Source organism: Asanoa sp. NPDC049475 (genome assembly GCF_040676915.1).
Taxonomy (GTDB): domain Bacteria; phylum Actinomycetota; class Actinomycetes; order Mycobacteriales; family Micromonosporaceae; genus Asanoa.
The window spans coordinates 33237-49474 of the sequence record NZ_JBFAPY010000004.1; the positions used below are offsets into that span (position 1 = coordinate 33237).

The window sequence follows — 16238 nt, forward strand, 5'->3', positions numbered from 1 at the left end:
CTGTCGCTGCGGTCGCAGCTTGTGCCAACCGAGGAGAAGCAGAAGGCCCCGGCGCATGCCAGGGCCCGCTCGACCGGTCGGCACGCGGACGTGCACTTCCGGATGGCAGCCCATAGGCTCGCCTCCGGTGACCGGACCCGGCTCTCTGCGATCGAGGCTCGGGTGGGAGCAGGCGCTCCGCTTCACCGCCGGCCGAGTGCTTGACGCACACAGACGGCATGGTCGACGACGACAAGGTTACCAGGTCGGACGCGAACCCGCGAAAAGGGGCACCGACCCCATCGGGATCGGACGTCAGCGGATAAAGCACCCGTCCGTGGGGGCTTCGTGAAGGTTCGTGGCGGATGGCGCGCAGAACCTGTCCGAGGCGCGCCGCCGATCCTACGGTCTGGTTGTGGAGACCGTAGATGTGCTGGTCGTGGGAGCGGGGCTGGCCGGGCTGCACACCGCCCGCCGGCTGGCGGCGCGTGGGTTGCGGGTGCTCGTGGTCGATCGCCGCTCCTCGCTGTCCGTGGGCATCCGTACCACCGGGATCTTCGTCCGCCGCACGCTCGACGACTTCGACCTGCCCGACCACCTGCTGGGTCCCGGTGTTCGCGAGGTGCTGATCTATCCGCCGTCGCGCCGGGCGCCGGTGCGGCTCGTCAGCGACCGCAACGAGTACCGGGTGGCCGACATGGCCGGCGTCTACGCGCACGCACGGCGCACGGCGGAAGCGGCCGGCGCCCAGGTGCGCCTCGGGGTCCGCTACCTCGGCGCCTCCTCGGAGGTCGTGCGGTTCGCCGGCGCCGATCCGGTGGCGGCGAGGTTCGTGGTCGGCGCGGACGGTGCCCGCTCCCGGGTGGCCCGCGACCTCGGTCTCGACGTCAACCGGCGGTTCATCGTCGGCGCCGAGCTCGTCCACCCGATCGCCGCCACCGGCAACGCGCCGGTGTTCCACTGCGTGCTGGACCCTCGGGTGGCGCCGGGCTACCTGGGGTGGGTGATCGACGACGGCCGGCACGCGCACGTCGGGATCGCCGGCTCTCCGGACGCGATGCGCTCGGGCCTTCGCCACCTGCTGGACGAGTTCGCCGCCGACGCGCCGGGGCGTGGGGTGCCGACCGGACCGGTCGAGCGGCGCGGCGGCCCGATCCCGGTGGGCGGCGTGCTGCGCCGGCTCGCGAGCCCGGCCGGGCTGGTCGTCGGGGACGCGGCGGGTGCCGTGTCGCCGCTGACCGCCGGCGGCCTGGACCCGTGCCTGCGGATGTCCGACCTCGCCGCGCGGGTCACGGCCGAGTTCCTGCGGACCGGGGACGAGGGCGTGCTGCGCCGGTACGACGGTGGTGCCCTGCGCGCCCGGTTCCGCGGCCGGCTGTTGCTGCGCCGGGCGTTCGCCGGCATCCGTTCGCCCCTGCTCGCCGAAGCGGCGGTCGCACTGCTGCACAGCCCGGCCGGCCAGGCCGCTGCGGCCCGCGTCCTGTTCGGCGACGGCTCCTTCCCGGACGTCGCGCCGACCGGCCTGCGCAACCCCGTCGAGGCCTAGCGCTCGTCCTGTCGATCGACGTGAGCCGAGACGGCCCACCGCAGGCCGCGTTGATCGACAGGACAGGCCCTACACGCCCGGCTCGTAGACCTCGGTGCCCGAGTGGCGCCGTTTGGCCGCGTACATGGCGGCGTCGGCGTCGCGCAGCAGGGCCTCTACCGGCTTGTCGGCACTGACCGCGACCCCGACGCTTGCCGCCGGGTGCACGGTGTGCGCGCCGATCGAGACCGGCCCCGCCAGCGTGTCGACGATGCGCCGGGCGGTCGCCGCCGCGTCGGCCTCGGTCGTGTCCGCGAGGATGACGCTGAACTCGTCGCCACCGAGGCGGGCCACCGTGTCCTGCGGGCGCACGCTGTGCCGGATCCGTTGCGCGACGACCCGCAGCAGCTCGTCGCCCGCCTGGTGGCCCAGGGTGTCGTTGACGTCCTTGAACTGGTCGAGGTCGAGCAGGAGGACCGCCCGCGACCCGGCGTCCCGCAGCGCCTCGGCGCGCTCGTTGAACAGCGCGCGGTTGGCCAGCCCGGTCAGCGGGTCGTGGCTCGCGTCGTGCCGGAGCCGGTTCCGCAGGGTGACGGTGTCGGACACGTCGCGGATGTTGAGCACGACGCCCGCGACCGCCGGGTCGTCGAGCCGGCCCGTCGCGATCACGTTGAGCCAGACCGTGGTGCCGTCGACGCGGCGGGACTCGATCTCGTCGGCCGCCGTGGCGGACGAGCCGGCGAGCATCGGCGCGAGCAGGGATCTCAGCCGCCCCGGGTCCACGGGGTGCAGCATGTCGGCGACCGGCATGCCGACCGCCGCCTCCGGGTCACGGCCGAGCACCGGGTGCATGGCCGGCGTCGCGTACGTGACCGCGCCCTGGCGGTCGAGCACCATCGTGCAGTCCGAGGCATGCTCGACCAGCGACCTGAACCAGCGTTCCTTGCGGCCGACCACGTCGACCGTGCGGTCGAGCTGGCCGACCAGGCGGGCGTTCTCCACCAGCAGCAGGTCCTGGCGCAGGATGATCAGGCCGGCGATCGCGACCGTGCCCATCGCGGTGCCCCAGCTGCGCGCGGTCAGTCCCTCGTCGGACAGCTGGGCGATCAGCAGGATCTGGGTCGTGCCCAGCGCGATCAGCGGCGCCAGCACCCGCGCCCGCCGCTCCTGCAGGACCGTCAGCGTGGCCGGACCCACCCGCTCCAGGGCCGGGGCGGCCGCCAGCAGCACCGGTGGCACCAGCCGCAGCACCAGCACCAGCAGCCCGTCGTCGGCGTCCATGACCTGCGGGTTCAGCGCGCGTTCCAGGCCGTGCAGGGCGGCGCCGATCCCGATGACCACACCCGCCGCGGCGGCGAAAGGCGCCATTCCGGTGATCAGCAGCTGCGTCACCGCGAACGCCGAGACCAGCAGGATGACCGCGCCGACGCCGGTCCAGACCAGCTGTTCCGCTCCCTCGGCGCTCTGCTCCCCGGTCAGCGCGATGGTCCAGATGAAGACCGCCGCCGCGACCATCACCGTGCCGGCGTCTATCCACAGGTCGCGCCGCACCATGCCGCCGTCGTAGGGAATCCCGGTGAGCATGGCTGCCAGCAACCAGGCCGAGCCGACGGTGAACAGGGCGGACGGCGCCGTCCAGGCCGTGCTCTGGAAACCCGGTGCGACGATCTCGTCGACGGTACGCAGCAGCGAGGCCGCGAAATATATGCCACCGCTGACGGTGGCGGCCCGCCAGAACCGTCGCGACCGGTATGACCGCGTCCCGCTGGTGGCCAGTCGCCACGAGAGCGCGACGAACACGAGGTAGAACGCCGCCTGCGTCGTCCACGACGCGATCACCGGCGCGGGGCCGACCAGGATCGCGATGGTCGCGCCCCCGAACATCACCAGGAGTGCCCAGAGCCACGGCTCCGCCAGCATCGTGCCGGCGGGGCCGCTCCGAGGCTTCACAGGGACCGCCGCCAAGGTCCCATCACACCATTCCGCGGCGCCGCATCAGGGGCGTACGCGGACCGGTGCGAAGAATGTCCGGATCTCGGTGGCGATTCGCTCGACGTTTTCGGGCCTGCCGTCCTGGTTGGTGCTGCTCGGGTCGCTTGACGCGCCGTGGTCGAAGCCGGGGAACTCGACGCGCCGGCTGCGCGGCAGGCACGCGACCAGCGCGTCGCGGGCCGGCTCGAGGAAGGCCAGCCCCTTGGACCCGCCCATCAACAGCACCTCGGCCCGCAGGTCGCGGTACGCGTGGACCGAGTCGGCGAGCTCCGCCAGGATCACGCCCTCGTAGTGGATCGTCGGCGCGAGCTTGCGCATCGTGATGGTGTCCGGCGCCGCCGCGCGGTCCTCCTTGTTCATCAGCGCGGTGGTGAGGGCGGCCAGCAGCCGGCGCGGGAACACCTTGAAGATCGGCGGCGCGAGGTCCAGCCCGAACATGCTGGTGATCATGGCGGCGGCCACGTCCCCGCGCGCCAGTTCCTCGTCGAAGCGGGCCAGCCACGAGGTGTGCCGGGTGCCGTCGGTCAACAGCGCCGGCTCGTAGACGGCCACCTGCTCGATCGCCGGGATCCGCCGCGCCGCCTCGAGGACGACCAGGCCGCCGGCGCTGACGCCGAACGCGAGATGCGCGCCGGCCGCCTCGACGACGGCCGCCAGGTCTTCGACCTCGGTGCGGATGCCGTGGTCCGGTCGGTGCGGACCGGACAGGCCACGGCCGCGCCGGTCCGGCAGGTAGACGGTGAACTCGTCGGCCAGCGCCCGGGCCAGCAGCGTGTGGCTGCGGGCCGACTCCATGCTGCCGTGCAGCAGGACGACGGCCGGGCCGCGACCCGTCTTCCAGTAGCCGATGGTCGTGCCGTCGGCGGAGGCAACCGATCCGGTGGTCATCTCGATCTCTGTCATGCCGAGATAGTTGCATGGTGTCTAGTTGCAATGCAACTAGTTCTTTAGAAACTGGTCGCGCTGCTACCGTGAGGACGTGACGTCGACCTTTCGCCGATCCCCGCTGGCGCTCGCGATCCTGAGCCTGCTGGAGACCGGACCCATGCACCCGTACGCGATCCAGCGGTTGATCAAGCAATGGGGCAAGGACCAGGTGGTGAACGTCGGCCAGCGGGCGAGCCTCTACCGGATGATCGACCGGCTCGACGAGGCCGGCCTGATCTCCACGACCGGCACGGACCGGGACGAGCGCTACCCCGAGCGCACGACCTACGAGGTCACCGACGCGGGCCGCGAGGCAACGAGGCAGTGGCTGGCCGAGATCGTCTCGACCCCGCGCAACGAGTTCCCGGAGCTCCCGGCGGCCCTGTCGTTCCTGCTGATGCTGACGCCGGAGGCCACGACGGAGCTGCTCGAACAGCGGCGCGCCCACCTCGCGCGCCGGCTCGCCGAGCAGGACGCCAAGCTGGAGACGCCGCTGCCGCGCATCATCGCGATCGAGGACGACTACTCGCGGGCCATGACGCGCGCGGAGCTGAGCTGGGTCGAGAGCACCCTGGCCGACCTACGGGACGGCTCGTTCACCTGGAGCCACGACGAGCTGGCCCCACTCGCCAACGCCTCGATGCAGGCGGCTCAGGACTGACTAGGTGCGGCGGCCGCGGCCTGGTGCGCGGCCAGCAGCTCGCGCAGGGCTCGCACGCCGGACAGCGCGTACTCCTTGTCGACGACCTGCAGGGCGACGATCGTGATCAGCTCGTCGTCGTGCAGTTCCGCGCCCGCGAACGAGACGCCGCCGTCGAAGCGGATGGCCCGCACGACCTCCCAGGGAAGGTCGTACGAGCCGATCACGTTGCGGATCCGGATCCCGTTGGCGTCGGCCTCGACGCGCGGGCGGAGGAAGAGCAGGATCCCGGCGGCGAACGCGATGCCGAGGCCGATCATCGCGGTCTGGTCGCCGCGCTGGAACACGGCCTTGCCCTCGCCGGTCGAGCCGGTCAGCCCGAAGCTGACGGCCGTGAAGACGATGACGACCGCGACGGCCGCGCCGATCGCGACCTTGCGCGCCCGCTGGGGGCGGAAGGTGACCGCTGCGCTGTCCATGGCAGCCCAATCTACAGGCGGCAGTTGTGGATGCCCGTCACCAGGATCGCGCGGGCGCCCAGGTCGTACAGCTCATCCATGATCTTGTGGACGTCGGACCGCAGGACCATCGCCTCGACGGCCACCCAGCCCTCGCGGTGCAACGGCGAGACGGTCGGCGACTCGATGCCCGGCGTCAGCATGGTCGCCTGCTCCAGCAGGTCGGCCCGCACGTCGTAGGCGAGCATCACGTAGCGGCGGGCCACCAGCACGCCCTGCAGGCGCCGGACGAGCTGGGCCACCGCCGACGTCGCGACCGCGCCGCCGCGCCGGCCGTCGGTGGTCGGGTCCCGGCCGATCAGCAGTGCCGACGAGGTCAGGATCGGGTCGCCGATCACCGCGAGCCCGGCCTGGCGCAGCGTCGCGCCGGTCTCCACCACGTCGGCGACCACGTCGGCCACGCCGAGCCGGATGGCGTTCTCGACCGCGCCGTCCAACCGGATCACCTCCGCCGCGATGCCGTTGTCGGCGAGGTAGCGGTTGACCACGCCGGGGAACGAGGTGGCCACCCGGCGGCCGGCGATCTGGTCGACGGTGGTGATGGTGGACGGGTGGGCGGCGAAGCGGAAGCTGGCGCCGGCGAAGTCGAGATCGAGCAGTTCGTCGGCCGGGCTGCCGGCGTCGACCAGCAGGTCGCGACCGGTGATGCCGAGGTCGAGGTCGCCCGAGCCGACGTAGGTCGCGATGTCACGGGGGCGCAGGTAGAAGAACTCGACGTCGTTGACCTCGTCACGGCAGACCAGGTCGCGCTGGTCGGTGCGCTGGCGGTAGCCCGCCTCGCGCAGCATCTCGGCGGCCGGACTCGCGAGGGTGCCCTTGTTGGGCACGGCGATGCGCAGCATTTCGAAGACTCCTGTCGGAAGAAGGGTGTGCCGGTCCGTGAGCGGGGCTCACAGATGTCGGTACACGTCCTCCAACTTCAGGCCGCTGGCCAGCATCAGCACCTGGGTCTGGTAGAGCAGCTGCGAGATCTCCTCGGCGGCCCGCTCCGGACCCTCGTGCTCGGCGGCCATCCACGACTCGGCCGCCTCCTCGACGACCTTCTTGCCGATCGCGTGCACCCCGCGCTCGAGCGCGGCGACGGTGCCCGAGCCCGGCGTGCCGGCCTCGGCCTTCGCCGACAGCTCGACGAAGAGCTCCTCGAACGTCTTCACGCAGCCATCCAACCAGGCAGCGACCCCGCCGCCGAACCGACCCGACCCCGTTCCAAGAGGTGGTCGCCCTATTCGACGACCACGGTGTGGTCGTCGGAGACCCCGTCAAGGGTCACTGTCAGCGTGTACGTCCCAGGGGGAAGCGAGAGTGTGAGGTGCGCCTCACGCTGGGCGGGGCTACCTCCGCGGAGGGTCAGATCCTGGCCAACCCCACCGGGAACGACCGTCAACCGCGCGGAGGATCCGAAGCCCGCCACGTGTACGTAGACCCGCCCGCCCCGGACGACGTCGCCCTCCTGCGGGTTGATCAGCCAGACCGACGCGAGCGTGTCGACGGCGGGTGCCCGGCGCAGCACGTCGCCGCCCGGGCCGATCCGCACCCCAGGCAGGCCACTGGCCGCGGTCACCGTCCAGACGAGCTGTTGCGCGGCGATCGCCGACGGCGGGGTGGCGCCACCGAGGTCGACGGTGACCACGTCGCCGGCCACGGTCACACCCCGGACGGTCGTGCCACGCGGCCACGCCGACGCGTAGTCGGGGTCCAGCGGCGCCGTGCCGAACATCAGCCCGAGCGCGGCTCGCACGGCGTCCGACCCGGGCGCGACCCGGTGGAACTCGCGGACGAGGGCACGGTCGCGGCCCGGGCCGACGTAGTAGACAGCCACCAACGGCCCGGTCGCGACGGGCGAAGGGGTGACGGCGACGGTCGGGGCCGCGGGCCGGGGCGGTTCCGGCTGCGGCGCGTCCGGCAGGACGAGGATCGTGACGGCCGCCGCCGCGGCAGCGGCGAGGCCGGCACCCCACACGACCCAGCCTCGCGAGCGCCGGCGCCGGGTGCGCGCGCGGATCGCCGCCAGCGCGTCGGGCCGCACCTCCACCGTGGACGCCTCGGCCTCCAGCGCGCGCCGGATCGTCTCCTCCGGGTTCATGACAGCCGCTCCAGGATCGGGCGCAGGGCGGCGACGGCCCGCGCGGCGTGGCTCTTGACCGCACCGCGGCTGACCCCCATCGCCTCGGCGATCTCCGCCTCGGACAGGTCGGCGTAGTAGCGCAGCACGATCGCCTCCCGCTGGCGGGTCGGGAGGCGGCGGATCGCGTCGACCACCGCGGCCTGGGTGAGCAGGTCCAGGGCGCCGGACTCGGCACTGGGCACGTCCGCCGGGGGACGGCTCGCGGCCAGGTGCGCGTCGACCACGCGGCGGTGCCGCAACGCCGAGCGGCAGCCGTTGACCACCGCCACCCGCAGGTAGGCCAGCGCCTTGTCGGGATCGCGGAGCGTGTGCCAGCGGGCGTGCAGCCGGACGTACGCGTCCTGCACGATCTCCTCGGCGATGCCCCGCTCGTGCAGCAGCAGGCTGGCCAGCCGCACCATCGGTCGGTAGTGCGCGCCGAAGAGATGGGTGACCGCCTGGTCGGCGTCCCATTCGGTGGACGGTCGGTCGGCCATGCCCCTCCGGGGACGTAGCGCCGTGTCGGCTCGCACGGAATCCTGACGCGCGACGGACGCATCCGGTTTACCGCCAACGGCACCGTACGCCATGCCTTGAATGTCCAAATTCCCGATAGATGTGATAGGGAACTCGATGGACGTACGCCGACGCGTCTCTAAGCTGTCCCCCATGTCCAGGCGACTTCCTCTCGCGGTCGCGGTCGCGGCCGCCCTGATAACGACCCTCGCGGCCTGCGCGCCCGAGGAGACGCCGGAGGCCACGCCCTCGGGGTCGGCCGCCGCGTCCTGCACCAAGGACTCGCTCCAGACGCAGACCGCGGGCAAGCTGACGATCGCCACCGACGACCCGGCGTACGAGCCGTGGGTGGTCGGCAACAAGCCGGAGTCCGGTGAGGGCTTCGAGGCCGCGGTGGCCTACGCCGTCGCGGAGAGGCTCGGCTTCGCCAAGTCCGATGTGGCGTGGACCCGGGTCACTTTCAACAACGCGATCGCGCCCGGCCCGAAGGCGTTCGACTTCGACGTCAACCAGTTCTCGATCACGCCGGAGCGCCAGCAGGCGGTCGACTTCTCGTCGCCGTACTACCTGGTCCGGCAGACCGTCATCACGCTGAAGTCGTCGAAGATCGCCAACGCGAAGTCCGTCGCCGAGCTCACGTCGGCGAAGCTGGGCGCCCAGGTGGGCACGACCAGCTTCCAGGCGGTGACCGAGCTGATCAAGCCGAGCAGCGAGCCGCAGGTCTACAACTCCAACGACGACGCCAAGAAGGCGCTGGAGAACGGCCAGATCGACGGCCTCGTGGTCGACCTGCCGACGGCGTTCTACATCACCGGCGCCGAGCTGACCGACGGCAAGATCGTCGGACAGCTGCCGCAGGTGGGCACGCCGGAGACCTTCGGCCTGCTGCTCGACAAGGGCTCGCCGCTGACGAAGTGCGTCAGCGACGCGGTCGACCAGCTCCGCAGCGGCGGTCAGCTCGCCGAGCTCGAAAAGAAGTGGCTCGCCGACACGGCGGGCGCGCCCGAGCTCTCGTGACCCGGCTGGCCGACGGCGCACCGCCGCTCTCGGCCGTCCAGCTCGACCGGGTCGCCTGGCGGCGACGCCAAACGATCCGGTCGATCCTGGTCGCCGCCGCGTCGACCGCCGTGCTCGGCGTGCTGCTGGTCGTCGCGGTCACCGGCGCGCCCGGCTGGGACCGCGTCCGCGCGTCGTTCCTGGACCCGTCGATCGCGGCCGACGCGCTGCCCGACATCCTGCGCGGGCTCTGGCTCAACGTCCGGCTGCTGGTCTTCTGCGCGTTGGGGTCGCTGGCGCTGGGCCTCGTGATCGCGCTGCTGCGTACCCTGCGTGGCCCGGTCTTCTTCCCGGTCCGCGCGCTGGCGACCAGCTACACCTACACGTTCCGTGGGCTGCCGCTGATCATCGTGATCTACGTGCTCACCCTCGGCGTGCCCGGGCTGCGCCTGCAGGGCATGCCGTCGGTACTGGTGCTCGGCGGCGCGGCGCTGGTGCTCACCTACTCGGGCTACCTGGCCGAGGTGTTCCGGGCCGGCATCGAGTCGGTGCACCCCAGCCAGGTCGCCGCGGCGCGCTCGCTCGGGCTGACCTACCGCCAGGCGATGCGGCACGTGGTGCTGCCGCAGGCGGTGCGCCGGGTCGCGCCGCCGCTGCTCAATGACACGGTGGCGCTGCAGAAGGACGTCGGCCTGGTCTCGCTCGCGGGTCCGATCGACGCGGTGCGCGCCGCGCAGATCTCGACAGCCGAGCACTTCAACTACACGCCGTACATCGTCGCGGGGGTGTTGTTCGTGCTGCTCGCCATCCCGCTGATCGCGGTCACCGACTGGGTGACGCTGCGGGCCGCCCGCCGGCAGGCCGGCCGATGACCGCCGTGCTCGCCTGCCAGGGCGTCCGCAAGGTCTTCGGGCCGACGGTCGTGCTCGACGGGCTCGACCTGGAGGTCGCCGAGCACGAGGTGGTGGCGCTGATCGGCGCGTCCGGCTCGGGCAAGTCGACACTGCTCCGCTGCGTCAACCTGCTGGAAGAGGTCGACGACGGCATGATCCACCTGGACGGGGCACACATCACCGATCCACGGGTCAACCCCGACCTCGTACGCCGGAAGATCGGCATCGTGTTCCAGGCGTACAACCTGTTCCCGCACCTGTCGGTATTGGACAACATCACACTGGCGCCGGTGCGGGTCCACAAACGTCCCGTGGCGGAGGCCCGCGAGCAGGCGCTGGCGCTGCTGTCCCGGATCGGGCTGGCGGAAAAGGCGTCGGCGTATCCGGACCGCCTCTCGGGCGGCCAGCAGCAGCGGGTGGCGATCGTGCGTGCCCTGGTCAACTCGCCTCGGTTGCTATTGCTGGACGAGGTGACGTCGGCGCTGGACCCGGAGCTCGTCGGCGAGGTGCTGGACCTGATCCGCGACCTCAAGCGCGACGGCATGACGATGGTGCTGGCGACGCACGAGATGACGTTCGCGCGTCAGGTCGCCGATCGGGTCTGCTTCCTGGACGCGGGCCGCATCCTCGAACAGGGTCCGCCGGAGCAGGTCCTCGACAATCCGGTCGAGCCACGCACGCGGCAGTTCCTCGGCCGCCTGGCGCCGGCCTAGCGACCTCGCCGCGTCGCTCGACCTTCGCCCGGGCCGTCTCTGCCTGGTCCGCACAAAGACCGGATATATGGAGTTTCTTCGCGATATAACCGTTTTGGCCCTCCAATCAGGAGGCATATTCGGTTCTCATCGAGGAGAGACGTGAAATCTCTTAGTCGACGCCGCGCGCTGCGCGCGCTGAGCGTGACCGGCCTCGCCGGCCGCGACCCTGTTGGCCGTGGGCAGCCTGGCCCAGGCCGAGCCGGAGGGCACGCGGGTCATCAACGCCTGCGTCAACAAGGCGACCGGCGACGTGCGGATCCCGACCGGCTTCCGGCCCGAGTGCGGCCCGTTCGAGGAGAGCGTGCGCTGGAACGTCCGCGGCCCACGCGGCCCGCAGGGTCCGCCCGGACCCGCCGGCCTGACCGGCCCGAGCCAGGTGCTCAGCGAGACCGAGGACATCCCGGCCAACAGCGCGTTCCAGAACGTCAGCGTCTCGTGCCCGGACGGGCTCGTGCCGACGGGCGGTGGCTTCCAGGTCGACTCCCCCGACCTCACCGTGGTCGGCAGCGTGCCGCTGGTGGGTCCGGGCGGCAGCGGCCCGCTCGGCTGGCAGGCGACCTTCACCAACACCACCGACGAGGTGCACGCGGGAACGGCCTACATCCTCTGCTACACCGCGCCGAGCTGACGCGGCTCCAGCGCGGCCAGCACCGCGCTGAACTGGTCGGCCGGCAGCACGATCCGGTTGACGTGGAACGACTGTGAGCCGCGGCGCCAGATCGGTGTCGGGAGGTGGCGCCGCGGCTCACGGGTCGTCACCCAGATCTGCCAGGCGTCGTAGCCCTCGGCCTGGCCCGTCCAGACCCGGTCGACCCGGGACCAGGGCACGACGCGGGTACGCGCCAGAGAGCGGATCTTGATGCCGTGCGCGCTCACGTAGACGCCGACCAGCACGGTCCGCCACAGCCCGACCTGCCAGAGCAGCACGATCGGGAGGGCCACCAACGCCGCCACCGTGCGGCCGGTGAGCGCGGGCGCGACCGCCGGCACGAGCCCCACGACGGACCAACCCAGCGCGAACCCGTAACGCCCCTTGTCGTGACCGGCGACGACCGGGCGCCATCGCCGCACGGGTGTCAGGCCCAGGGCCGCGCGCCGCGGCGTGAGTCGATCCCGTTGGGTGCGCCGTACTTCGGGTCGCTCCCCCGGATGTGCACGTCGAGCGCGGTCGCGCGCGCCAGATAGAGCCGAAGCTCCGCGTCGCCGGAGAGCTCGTCGGGCGTGAACGCGACCGCGCCGGGCGCGACGTCGCCGAACGCCGAAGCACACCGTTGCGGCAACTCGTGGTCCGGCACCAGGGCCGCCACCGCGTCCACGTACACGGCGCGACCCTGCCCGATCGCGGCCGTGGAGTCGAAGACGACGATCGCGACGTCGGGCCGCTCGGCGACGTTGACCGAGTGCCGCGCCACCGGCGAGGAGACCCAGTAGAAGTCGCGATAGCCGACGTGCGTGAAGTAGACCGGCGACACCCGCGGCCGCCCGTCCGGGCCGACGGTGCCGAGAGTCAGATAGCTGTTGGCGTCGATGATCTGGCGCGCCATCTCGTCGAGCTCGTCGCTCATGGGGCGTCCCTTCGGCCGTGGATCGTCAATGCTCTCGCACGACCGGTGTTTCCCTCTGCCCCTTCCACTATACGTGCGGCGCAACCTCTACGAATCGGCCCGGATGCTGATTTTCGTGCTCTGACCTGCTCATATGCTCGTCGGGACCCACTACGAGCGGATACCCGGGGGAGCATCGTGCCCGCAGTCAGGACACAGGAGATCGCCGCTGAGCAACAGGTTGTCGATCGGGTCTACCAGCGCCTCGACGTGCTGCGCGAGCAGGCCAGGGCGCTCGAGGGAGAGGGGCACCAGCGGGCCACGACCAGGTCGGCGACCGGGCTGGTGGAGCGGGACGCCATCGTCCACCGGGCCGCCAGCCGGATGCACGAGCTCGACGCCGAGGCCGACGGGCTGGTGTTCGGGCGGCTCGACTTCACCGACGGCGACACGTACCACATCGGACGGTTGGGCGTCCGCGACGGCATCGAGCCGCTGCTGGTCGACTGGCGCGCGCCGGCCGCGGCGCCGTTCTACCGCGCGACCACCGGCGACCCGCTGGACGTGGTGCGCCGCCGCGTCATCTTCTGCCGGGGCGAGCGGGTCGTGGACCTCGACGACGACCTGCTCTCCCCCGAGGCCGACGCCGCCGGCGACCTGCGCGTGCTCGGCGAGGGTGCCCTGCTGGCCGCGCTGCGCCGGTCCCGCGGCCCGCACATGCGCGACATCGTCACCACCATCCAGCGCGAGCAGGACGAAGCCATCCGGGCACCCGCCCGCGGCGTCACCCTGATCACCGGCGGCCCGGGCACGGGCAAGACGCAGGTGGCACTGCACCGGGCGGCGTACCTGCTCTACACCGACCGCGGCCGGTTCACCGGCGGCCGCATCCTGGTGGTCGGCCCGTCGACGGTGTTCACCGACTACATCGGCCGGGTGCTGCCGTCGCTGGGTGAGGACAGCGTGCAGCTGCGGGCCATCGGCGAGCTGTTCGACGGCGTGACGGCCACGCGCCGCGACCGTGCCGAGGTCGCCCGGGTCAAGGGCGGCGAGCGCATGCGCGAGGTGCTGACCGAGCTGATGTGGCAGACACCGCCGGGAGCGCCAGACAAGCTGCGCGTCGTGTACGCCGGTCAGGTGCTCACGATCGGCGCCGGAGACCTGTCGGCCGCCCGCACCCGGGTGCGCGCCCGCTGCGAGGCGGACGGCACGCCCCCGAACTCCGCCCGCCGGGCCGCCGCCGCGGTGCTGCTCGACGAGCTGTGGTCCACCGTGGACGCCGACCACCTCGACCGGGAGCTCTTCGTGCACGAGGTCGGCGACCGGGGCGAGTTCCAACGGTTCCTCCGCGCCTGGTGGCCTTCTCTGACGCCGACGGCGGTGCTGCCGTGGCTGGCCGACCCGGCCCGCGTGACCGGCCCGGATGCGGAGACCCTGTCCGCGTCCTATCGAGGCGACGGCTTCTCCGTCGACGACGTGCCGCTGCTCGACGAGCTGACCGGGCTGCTCGGCGACCCACCGCCGCCGCCCCGGGCACCCAAGCCGGAGTGGCAGCTACGCGAGTTGACCACCGAGCGGCGGCTCGCCGACACGTTCGTGCTGAGCTGCGGGCTCCAGGAGGGCTGGGAGCTCTACGCTCCGGGCCTCGCGACGCCGATGGCGCTGGCCGGCCCGGGCATCGACAACGACGCGGCCGGCCTGGCCCAGCAGTGGGCCGAGGCCGTCATCCTCCGCGAGGGGCACAAGGTGGTCGGCTGGACCGACGGCTTCGACCCGCACGGCGAGGAGGGCTACGTGCCGGTGCTCGCCGAGCCGCTGCCGGTCGCCGAGGTCGACGACGCCCCCGTGGAGGAGCCGTACCTCCACGTGATCGTCGACGAGGCCCAGGACCTGTCGCCGATGGAGTGCCGGATGATCGCGCGGCGGGCGGCGTACGCGTCGATGACCATCGTCGGTGACCTCGGCCAGGCGACCCACCCGCTGGCCGCCGACTCGTGGTCGGACCTGGTCGCCCGGCTGGGCAAGCACGAGGTCCGCACGCTGGACCTGCGCACGGGCTACCGGGTGCCGCAGACGATCGCGGACTACGCGGCCCGCGCGCTGGCGCCCGGCATCGAGCCGACCCGCTCCTACCAGCCCGGCGGCGCGCTCTCGGTGCGCCAGGTCGACGACCTGGCCGAGGCGGCGAGGGTGGCGGTCCGCGAGGTTCCGGCCGACGCGACGGTCGCGGTGATCGCCGCCGACGACCTGGCCGCGACCCTGGGCGACGTGCCCGGGGCCGCCGTGGTGCCGGCCAGCATGGTCAAGGGCCTCGAGTACGACCACGTGATCGTCCTGGAGCCGGCCGCCATCGTCAGCGCCGAGCCCCGCGGCCTGGCCCGCCTCTACGTGACCCTGACCCGAGCGGTCGCCGGCCTGGTCGTGCTCCACCACGAGCCACTACCGGAGGAGCTAACCCTTGTGGTGGGTGCGGGCGTAGTGGCGGGCGACGCGGGTGCGGTTGCCGCAGATGTTGGGGGTGCACCACTGGCGGCGGGTGGTCTCGGCCAGGAACAGCATCGAGCAGGCGGGGTTGGCGCAGCGGCGCAGGCGGGCCAGCCGCCGCTCGTCGGCGAGTAGCTCGATAGCGCCGCGCGCGGTCGAGGCCAGCGCCGCGTTGCCGCCGTGCTCGGTGTGCCAGTCGGTCTCTTCGCGGTAGCCGCCGTCCGTGGCCGTGAGGCGCAGGCTGGTCGGCACCGCGGCGGCCACGGCGTTGACCTCGTCGAGGCTGCCCGGTGCCGGCCCGCGGCCTTCCAGGTGGGCGTCGAACAGGTCGCGGATCGCCGTGCGCAGGCGCTGGGTCCCGGCGAGGTCCGGCGTGGGGCCGGCGGGCAGGCGCGACGCCTGGAGCCGCCACCAGGCCTCCGCCGCGGCCGGGTCGGCGATCAGGTCCTGCGGCGGGTCGGTGACGAGCATCTTGGTGTCGACCAGGTCGAGCGCGACCAGCGGCTCGCCGCCCATCGGGAAGCCGGCCGCCTGGACGTCGGCCAGACTGATGCTCATTTACCCAGCCTATCCATTAGTTGAGACGATCGCGAGAACCGCTTGCGCCCCACTGCCTAATGCTTCTAGCGTCGAGTTATGCATTAGGGAGGCATGATGACACTCAAGGACCGGACCGTGCTGGTCATCGGCCGGGGCGGCGGGATCGCCCGGGCCACCACCGACGCCGTGCGCGAGGCCGGTGCGTCGGTCGTGGTCGCCGGGCGCGATCCCGCCAAGCTCGCGGTCGCCTACGACGACCCGGCGATCACCGCCGAGACCGTCGACCTGACCGACGAGGCCAGCGTGGCGGCGCTGGCGGCGCGCCTCGGCACCGTCGACCACGTGGTCACCACCGCGTCCGCGCGGGCTCGTGGGCCGGTGGGTGAGCTCGACCCCGACGTGGTGGCGCTGTCCCTGCGCACCAAGGCGGTCGGGGCGATCCTGCTGGCCAAGCACTTCGCCACCCGGATGCCCGCGGACGGCTCGTTCCTGCTGTTGTCCGGTGCGACCTCGGTCAAGCCGGCGGCGGGGATGCTGGCCGTGGCGGCCACCAACGGCGCCGTGGACGCGATCGTCCGCTCGCTCGCGGTGGAGCTCGCGCCGATCCGGGTCAACGCGATCTCGCCGGGCACGATCGACACCGGCGCGTACGACGCGCTCGGCCCGGAGCGGAAGGCGGCGCTGTTCGCGGGCCGCGGCGGCACCAACCCGGCCCGCCGGGTCGGCACGGCCGACGACGTGGCTCAGGCGGTCGTCTTCGCGTTGACCAACACGTTCCTGACCGGGGTGTCGTTGGGGATCGACGGCGGCGAGAGGCTGGTGTGA

At 72.4% G+C, this 16238-nt stretch carries 17 protein-coding genes and 1 pseudogene; 8 read left to right on the plus strand and 10 right to left on the minus strand.

The window, feature by feature from the left end:
• Positions 1-394 precede the first annotated feature (394 nt).
• Positions 395-1525 carry an NAD(P)/FAD-dependent oxidoreductase gene (locus tag AB0J88_RS15640; protein ID WP_364344405.1) on the plus strand — a complete coding sequence of 377 codons (1131 nt, stop codon included), beginning with the start codon at positions 395-397 and terminating at the stop codon, positions 1523-1525.
• 69 nt (positions 1526-1594) lie between these two features.
• Here the strand turns inward: AB0J88_RS15640 and AB0J88_RS15645 are convergent, their stop codons facing one another.
• Both AB0J88_RS15645 and AB0J88_RS15650 read right to left on the minus strand, forming a co-directional pair.
• Positions 1595-3454: a sensor domain-containing diguanylate cyclase gene (locus AB0J88_RS15645; RefSeq protein WP_364344397.1), complete on the minus strand. Its 1860-nt coding sequence runs from the start codon at positions 3452-3454 to the stop codon at positions 1595-1597.
• A 45-nt stretch (positions 3455-3499) separates the two neighbouring features.
• Positions 3500-4399 carry an alpha/beta hydrolase gene (locus AB0J88_RS15650; RefSeq protein ID WP_364344394.1) on the minus strand — a complete coding sequence of 300 codons (900 nt, stop codon included), beginning with the start codon at positions 4397-4399 and terminating at the stop codon, positions 3500-3502.
• A gap of 76 nt (positions 4400-4475) precedes the next feature.
• On the opposite strand from AB0J88_RS15650, the gene AB0J88_RS15655 reads away from it, so the two are divergent.
• Entirely contained in the window at positions 4476-5084 is a 609-nt protein-coding gene (locus AB0J88_RS15655) for a PadR family transcriptional regulator (RefSeq protein ID WP_364344391.1), read from the plus strand.
• Here the strand turns inward: AB0J88_RS15655 and AB0J88_RS15660 are convergent.
• From AB0J88_RS15660 to AB0J88_RS15680, 5 genes are all read right to left on the minus strand, one after another.
• Positions 5075-5542, minus strand: coding sequence for a PH domain-containing protein (locus tag AB0J88_RS15660; RefSeq protein ID WP_364344388.1), 468 nt, complete (start codon positions 5540-5542; stop codon positions 5075-5077). The two genes, AB0J88_RS15655 and AB0J88_RS15660, sit on opposite strands and share 10 nt — an antisense overlap.
• A gap of 11 nt (positions 5543-5553) precedes the next feature.
• Entirely contained in the window at positions 5554-6423 is an 870-nt protein-coding gene (gene hisG / locus AB0J88_RS15665; protein WP_364344385.1) for an ATP phosphoribosyltransferase, read from the minus strand.
• 48 nt (positions 6424-6471) lie between these two features.
• On the minus strand, positions 6472-6735 hold the full coding sequence (locus tag AB0J88_RS15670) for a phosphoribosyl-ATP diphosphatase (RefSeq protein WP_089255983.1): 264 nt from the start codon (positions 6733-6735) through the stop codon (positions 6472-6474).
• A 68-nt stretch (positions 6736-6803) separates the two neighbouring features.
• Positions 6804-7664 (minus strand): GerMN domain-containing protein, encoded by an 861-nt coding sequence (locus AB0J88_RS15675; RefSeq protein WP_364344382.1) that lies wholly within the window; start codon positions 7662-7664, stop codon positions 6804-6806.
• On the minus strand, positions 7661-8182 hold the full coding sequence (locus AB0J88_RS15680) for a SigE family RNA polymerase sigma factor (RefSeq protein WP_364344379.1): 522 nt from the start codon (positions 8180-8182) through the stop codon (positions 7661-7663). The genes AB0J88_RS15675 and AB0J88_RS15680 overlap by 4 nt, the downstream gene beginning before the upstream one ends.
• 172 nt (positions 8183-8354) lie before the next feature.
• Here AB0J88_RS15680 and AB0J88_RS15685 point away from each other — a divergent pair, with 172 nt between their 5' ends.
• From AB0J88_RS15685 to AB0J88_RS15700, 4 genes are all read left to right on the plus strand, one after another.
• A complete protein-coding gene (locus AB0J88_RS15685) occupies positions 8355-9218 on the plus strand; it encodes an ABC transporter substrate-binding protein (RefSeq protein ID WP_364344376.1) in 864 nt (287 codons plus the stop codon).
• On the plus strand, positions 9215-10069 hold the full coding sequence (locus AB0J88_RS15690; RefSeq protein ID WP_364344373.1) for an amino acid ABC transporter permease: 855 nt from the start codon (positions 9215-9217) through the stop codon (positions 10067-10069). Before AB0J88_RS15685 ends, AB0J88_RS15690 begins: the two co-directional genes overlap by 4 nt.
• Complete coding sequence (locus AB0J88_RS15695) at positions 10066-10803, plus strand: amino acid ABC transporter ATP-binding protein (RefSeq protein ID WP_364344370.1); 738 nt, start codon at positions 10066-10068, stop codon at positions 10801-10803. The genes AB0J88_RS15690 and AB0J88_RS15695 overlap by 4 nt, the downstream gene beginning before the upstream one ends.
• Positions 10804-11020: 217 nt before the next feature.
• Positions 11021-11473 carry a hypothetical protein gene (locus AB0J88_RS15700; RefSeq protein WP_364344367.1) on the plus strand — a complete coding sequence of 151 codons (453 nt, stop codon included), beginning with the start codon at positions 11021-11023 and terminating at the stop codon, positions 11471-11473.
• Here the strand turns inward: AB0J88_RS15700 and AB0J88_RS15705 are convergent.
• Positions 11455-11916 carry a hypothetical protein gene (locus AB0J88_RS15705; protein ID WP_364344365.1) on the minus strand — a complete coding sequence of 154 codons (462 nt, stop codon included), beginning with the start codon at positions 11914-11916 and terminating at the stop codon, positions 11455-11457. The two genes, AB0J88_RS15700 and AB0J88_RS15705, sit on opposite strands and share 19 nt — an antisense overlap.
• 5 nt (positions 11917-11921) lie before the next feature.
• A complete protein-coding gene (locus tag AB0J88_RS15710) occupies positions 11922-12410 on the minus strand; it encodes a pyridoxamine 5'-phosphate oxidase family protein (protein WP_364344362.1) in 489 nt (162 codons plus the stop codon).
• A 177-nt stretch (positions 12411-12587) separates the two neighbouring features.
• Between AB0J88_RS15710 and AB0J88_RS15715 the strand changes: the two genes are divergently transcribed.
• The gene (locus AB0J88_RS15715; RefSeq protein WP_364344359.1) at positions 12588-15008 is read left to right on the plus strand and encodes a UvrD-helicase domain-containing protein; all 2421 of its coding nucleotides are present in this window, start codon (positions 12588-12590) and stop codon (positions 15006-15008) included.
• On the opposite strand, the pseudogene AB0J88_RS15720 reads toward AB0J88_RS15715, so the two are convergent.
• A pseudogene (locus AB0J88_RS15720) lies at positions 14916-15431 on the minus strand (ABATE domain-containing protein); the annotation flags it as partial. The gene AB0J88_RS15715 and the pseudogene AB0J88_RS15720 sit on opposite strands and share 93 nt — an antisense overlap.
• A 93-nt stretch (positions 15432-15524) precedes the next feature.
• Between AB0J88_RS15720 and AB0J88_RS15725 the strand changes: the two are divergent.
• A complete protein-coding gene (locus tag AB0J88_RS15725; protein ID WP_364344356.1) occupies positions 15525-16238 on the plus strand; it encodes an SDR family oxidoreductase in 714 nt (237 codons plus the stop codon).

What these genes read in the sequence shown, in the direction of transcription:
- AB0J88_RS15650 (WP_364344394.1), bottom strand. Translation starts at nt 4,399, where the DNA reads ATGACAGAGATCGAGATGACCACCGGATCGGTTGCCTCCGCCGACGGC.
- AB0J88_RS15660 (WP_364344388.1), bottom strand. Translation starts at nt 5,542, where the DNA reads ATGGACAGCGCAGCGGTCACCTTCCGCCCCCAGCGGGCGCGCAAGGTC.
- hisG (WP_364344385.1), bottom strand. Translation starts at nt 6,423, where the DNA reads ATGCTGCGCATCGCCGTGCCCAACAAGGGCACCCTCGCGAGTCCGGCC.
- AB0J88_RS15675 (WP_364344382.1), bottom strand. Translation starts at nt 7,664, where the DNA reads ATGAACCCGGAGGAGACGATCCGGCGCGCGCTGGAGGCCGAGGCGTCC.
- AB0J88_RS15680 (WP_364344379.1), bottom strand. Translation starts at nt 8,182, where the DNA reads ATGGCCGACCGACCGTCCACCGAATGGGACGCCGACCAGGCGGTCACC.
- AB0J88_RS15685 (WP_364344376.1), top strand. Translation starts at nt 8,355, where the DNA reads ATGTCCAGGCGACTTCCTCTCGCGGTCGCGGTCGCGGCCGCCCTGATA.
- AB0J88_RS15695 (WP_364344370.1), top strand. Translation starts at nt 10,066, where the DNA reads ATGACCGCCGTGCTCGCCTGCCAGGGCGTCCGCAAGGTCTTCGGGCCG.
- AB0J88_RS15710 (WP_364344362.1), bottom strand. Translation starts at nt 12,410, where the DNA reads ATGAGCGACGAGCTCGACGAGATGGCGCGCCAGATCATCGACGCCAAC.
- AB0J88_RS15725 (WP_364344356.1), top strand. Translation starts at nt 15,525, where the DNA reads ATGATGACACTCAAGGACCGGACCGTGCTGGTCATCGGCCGGGGCGGC.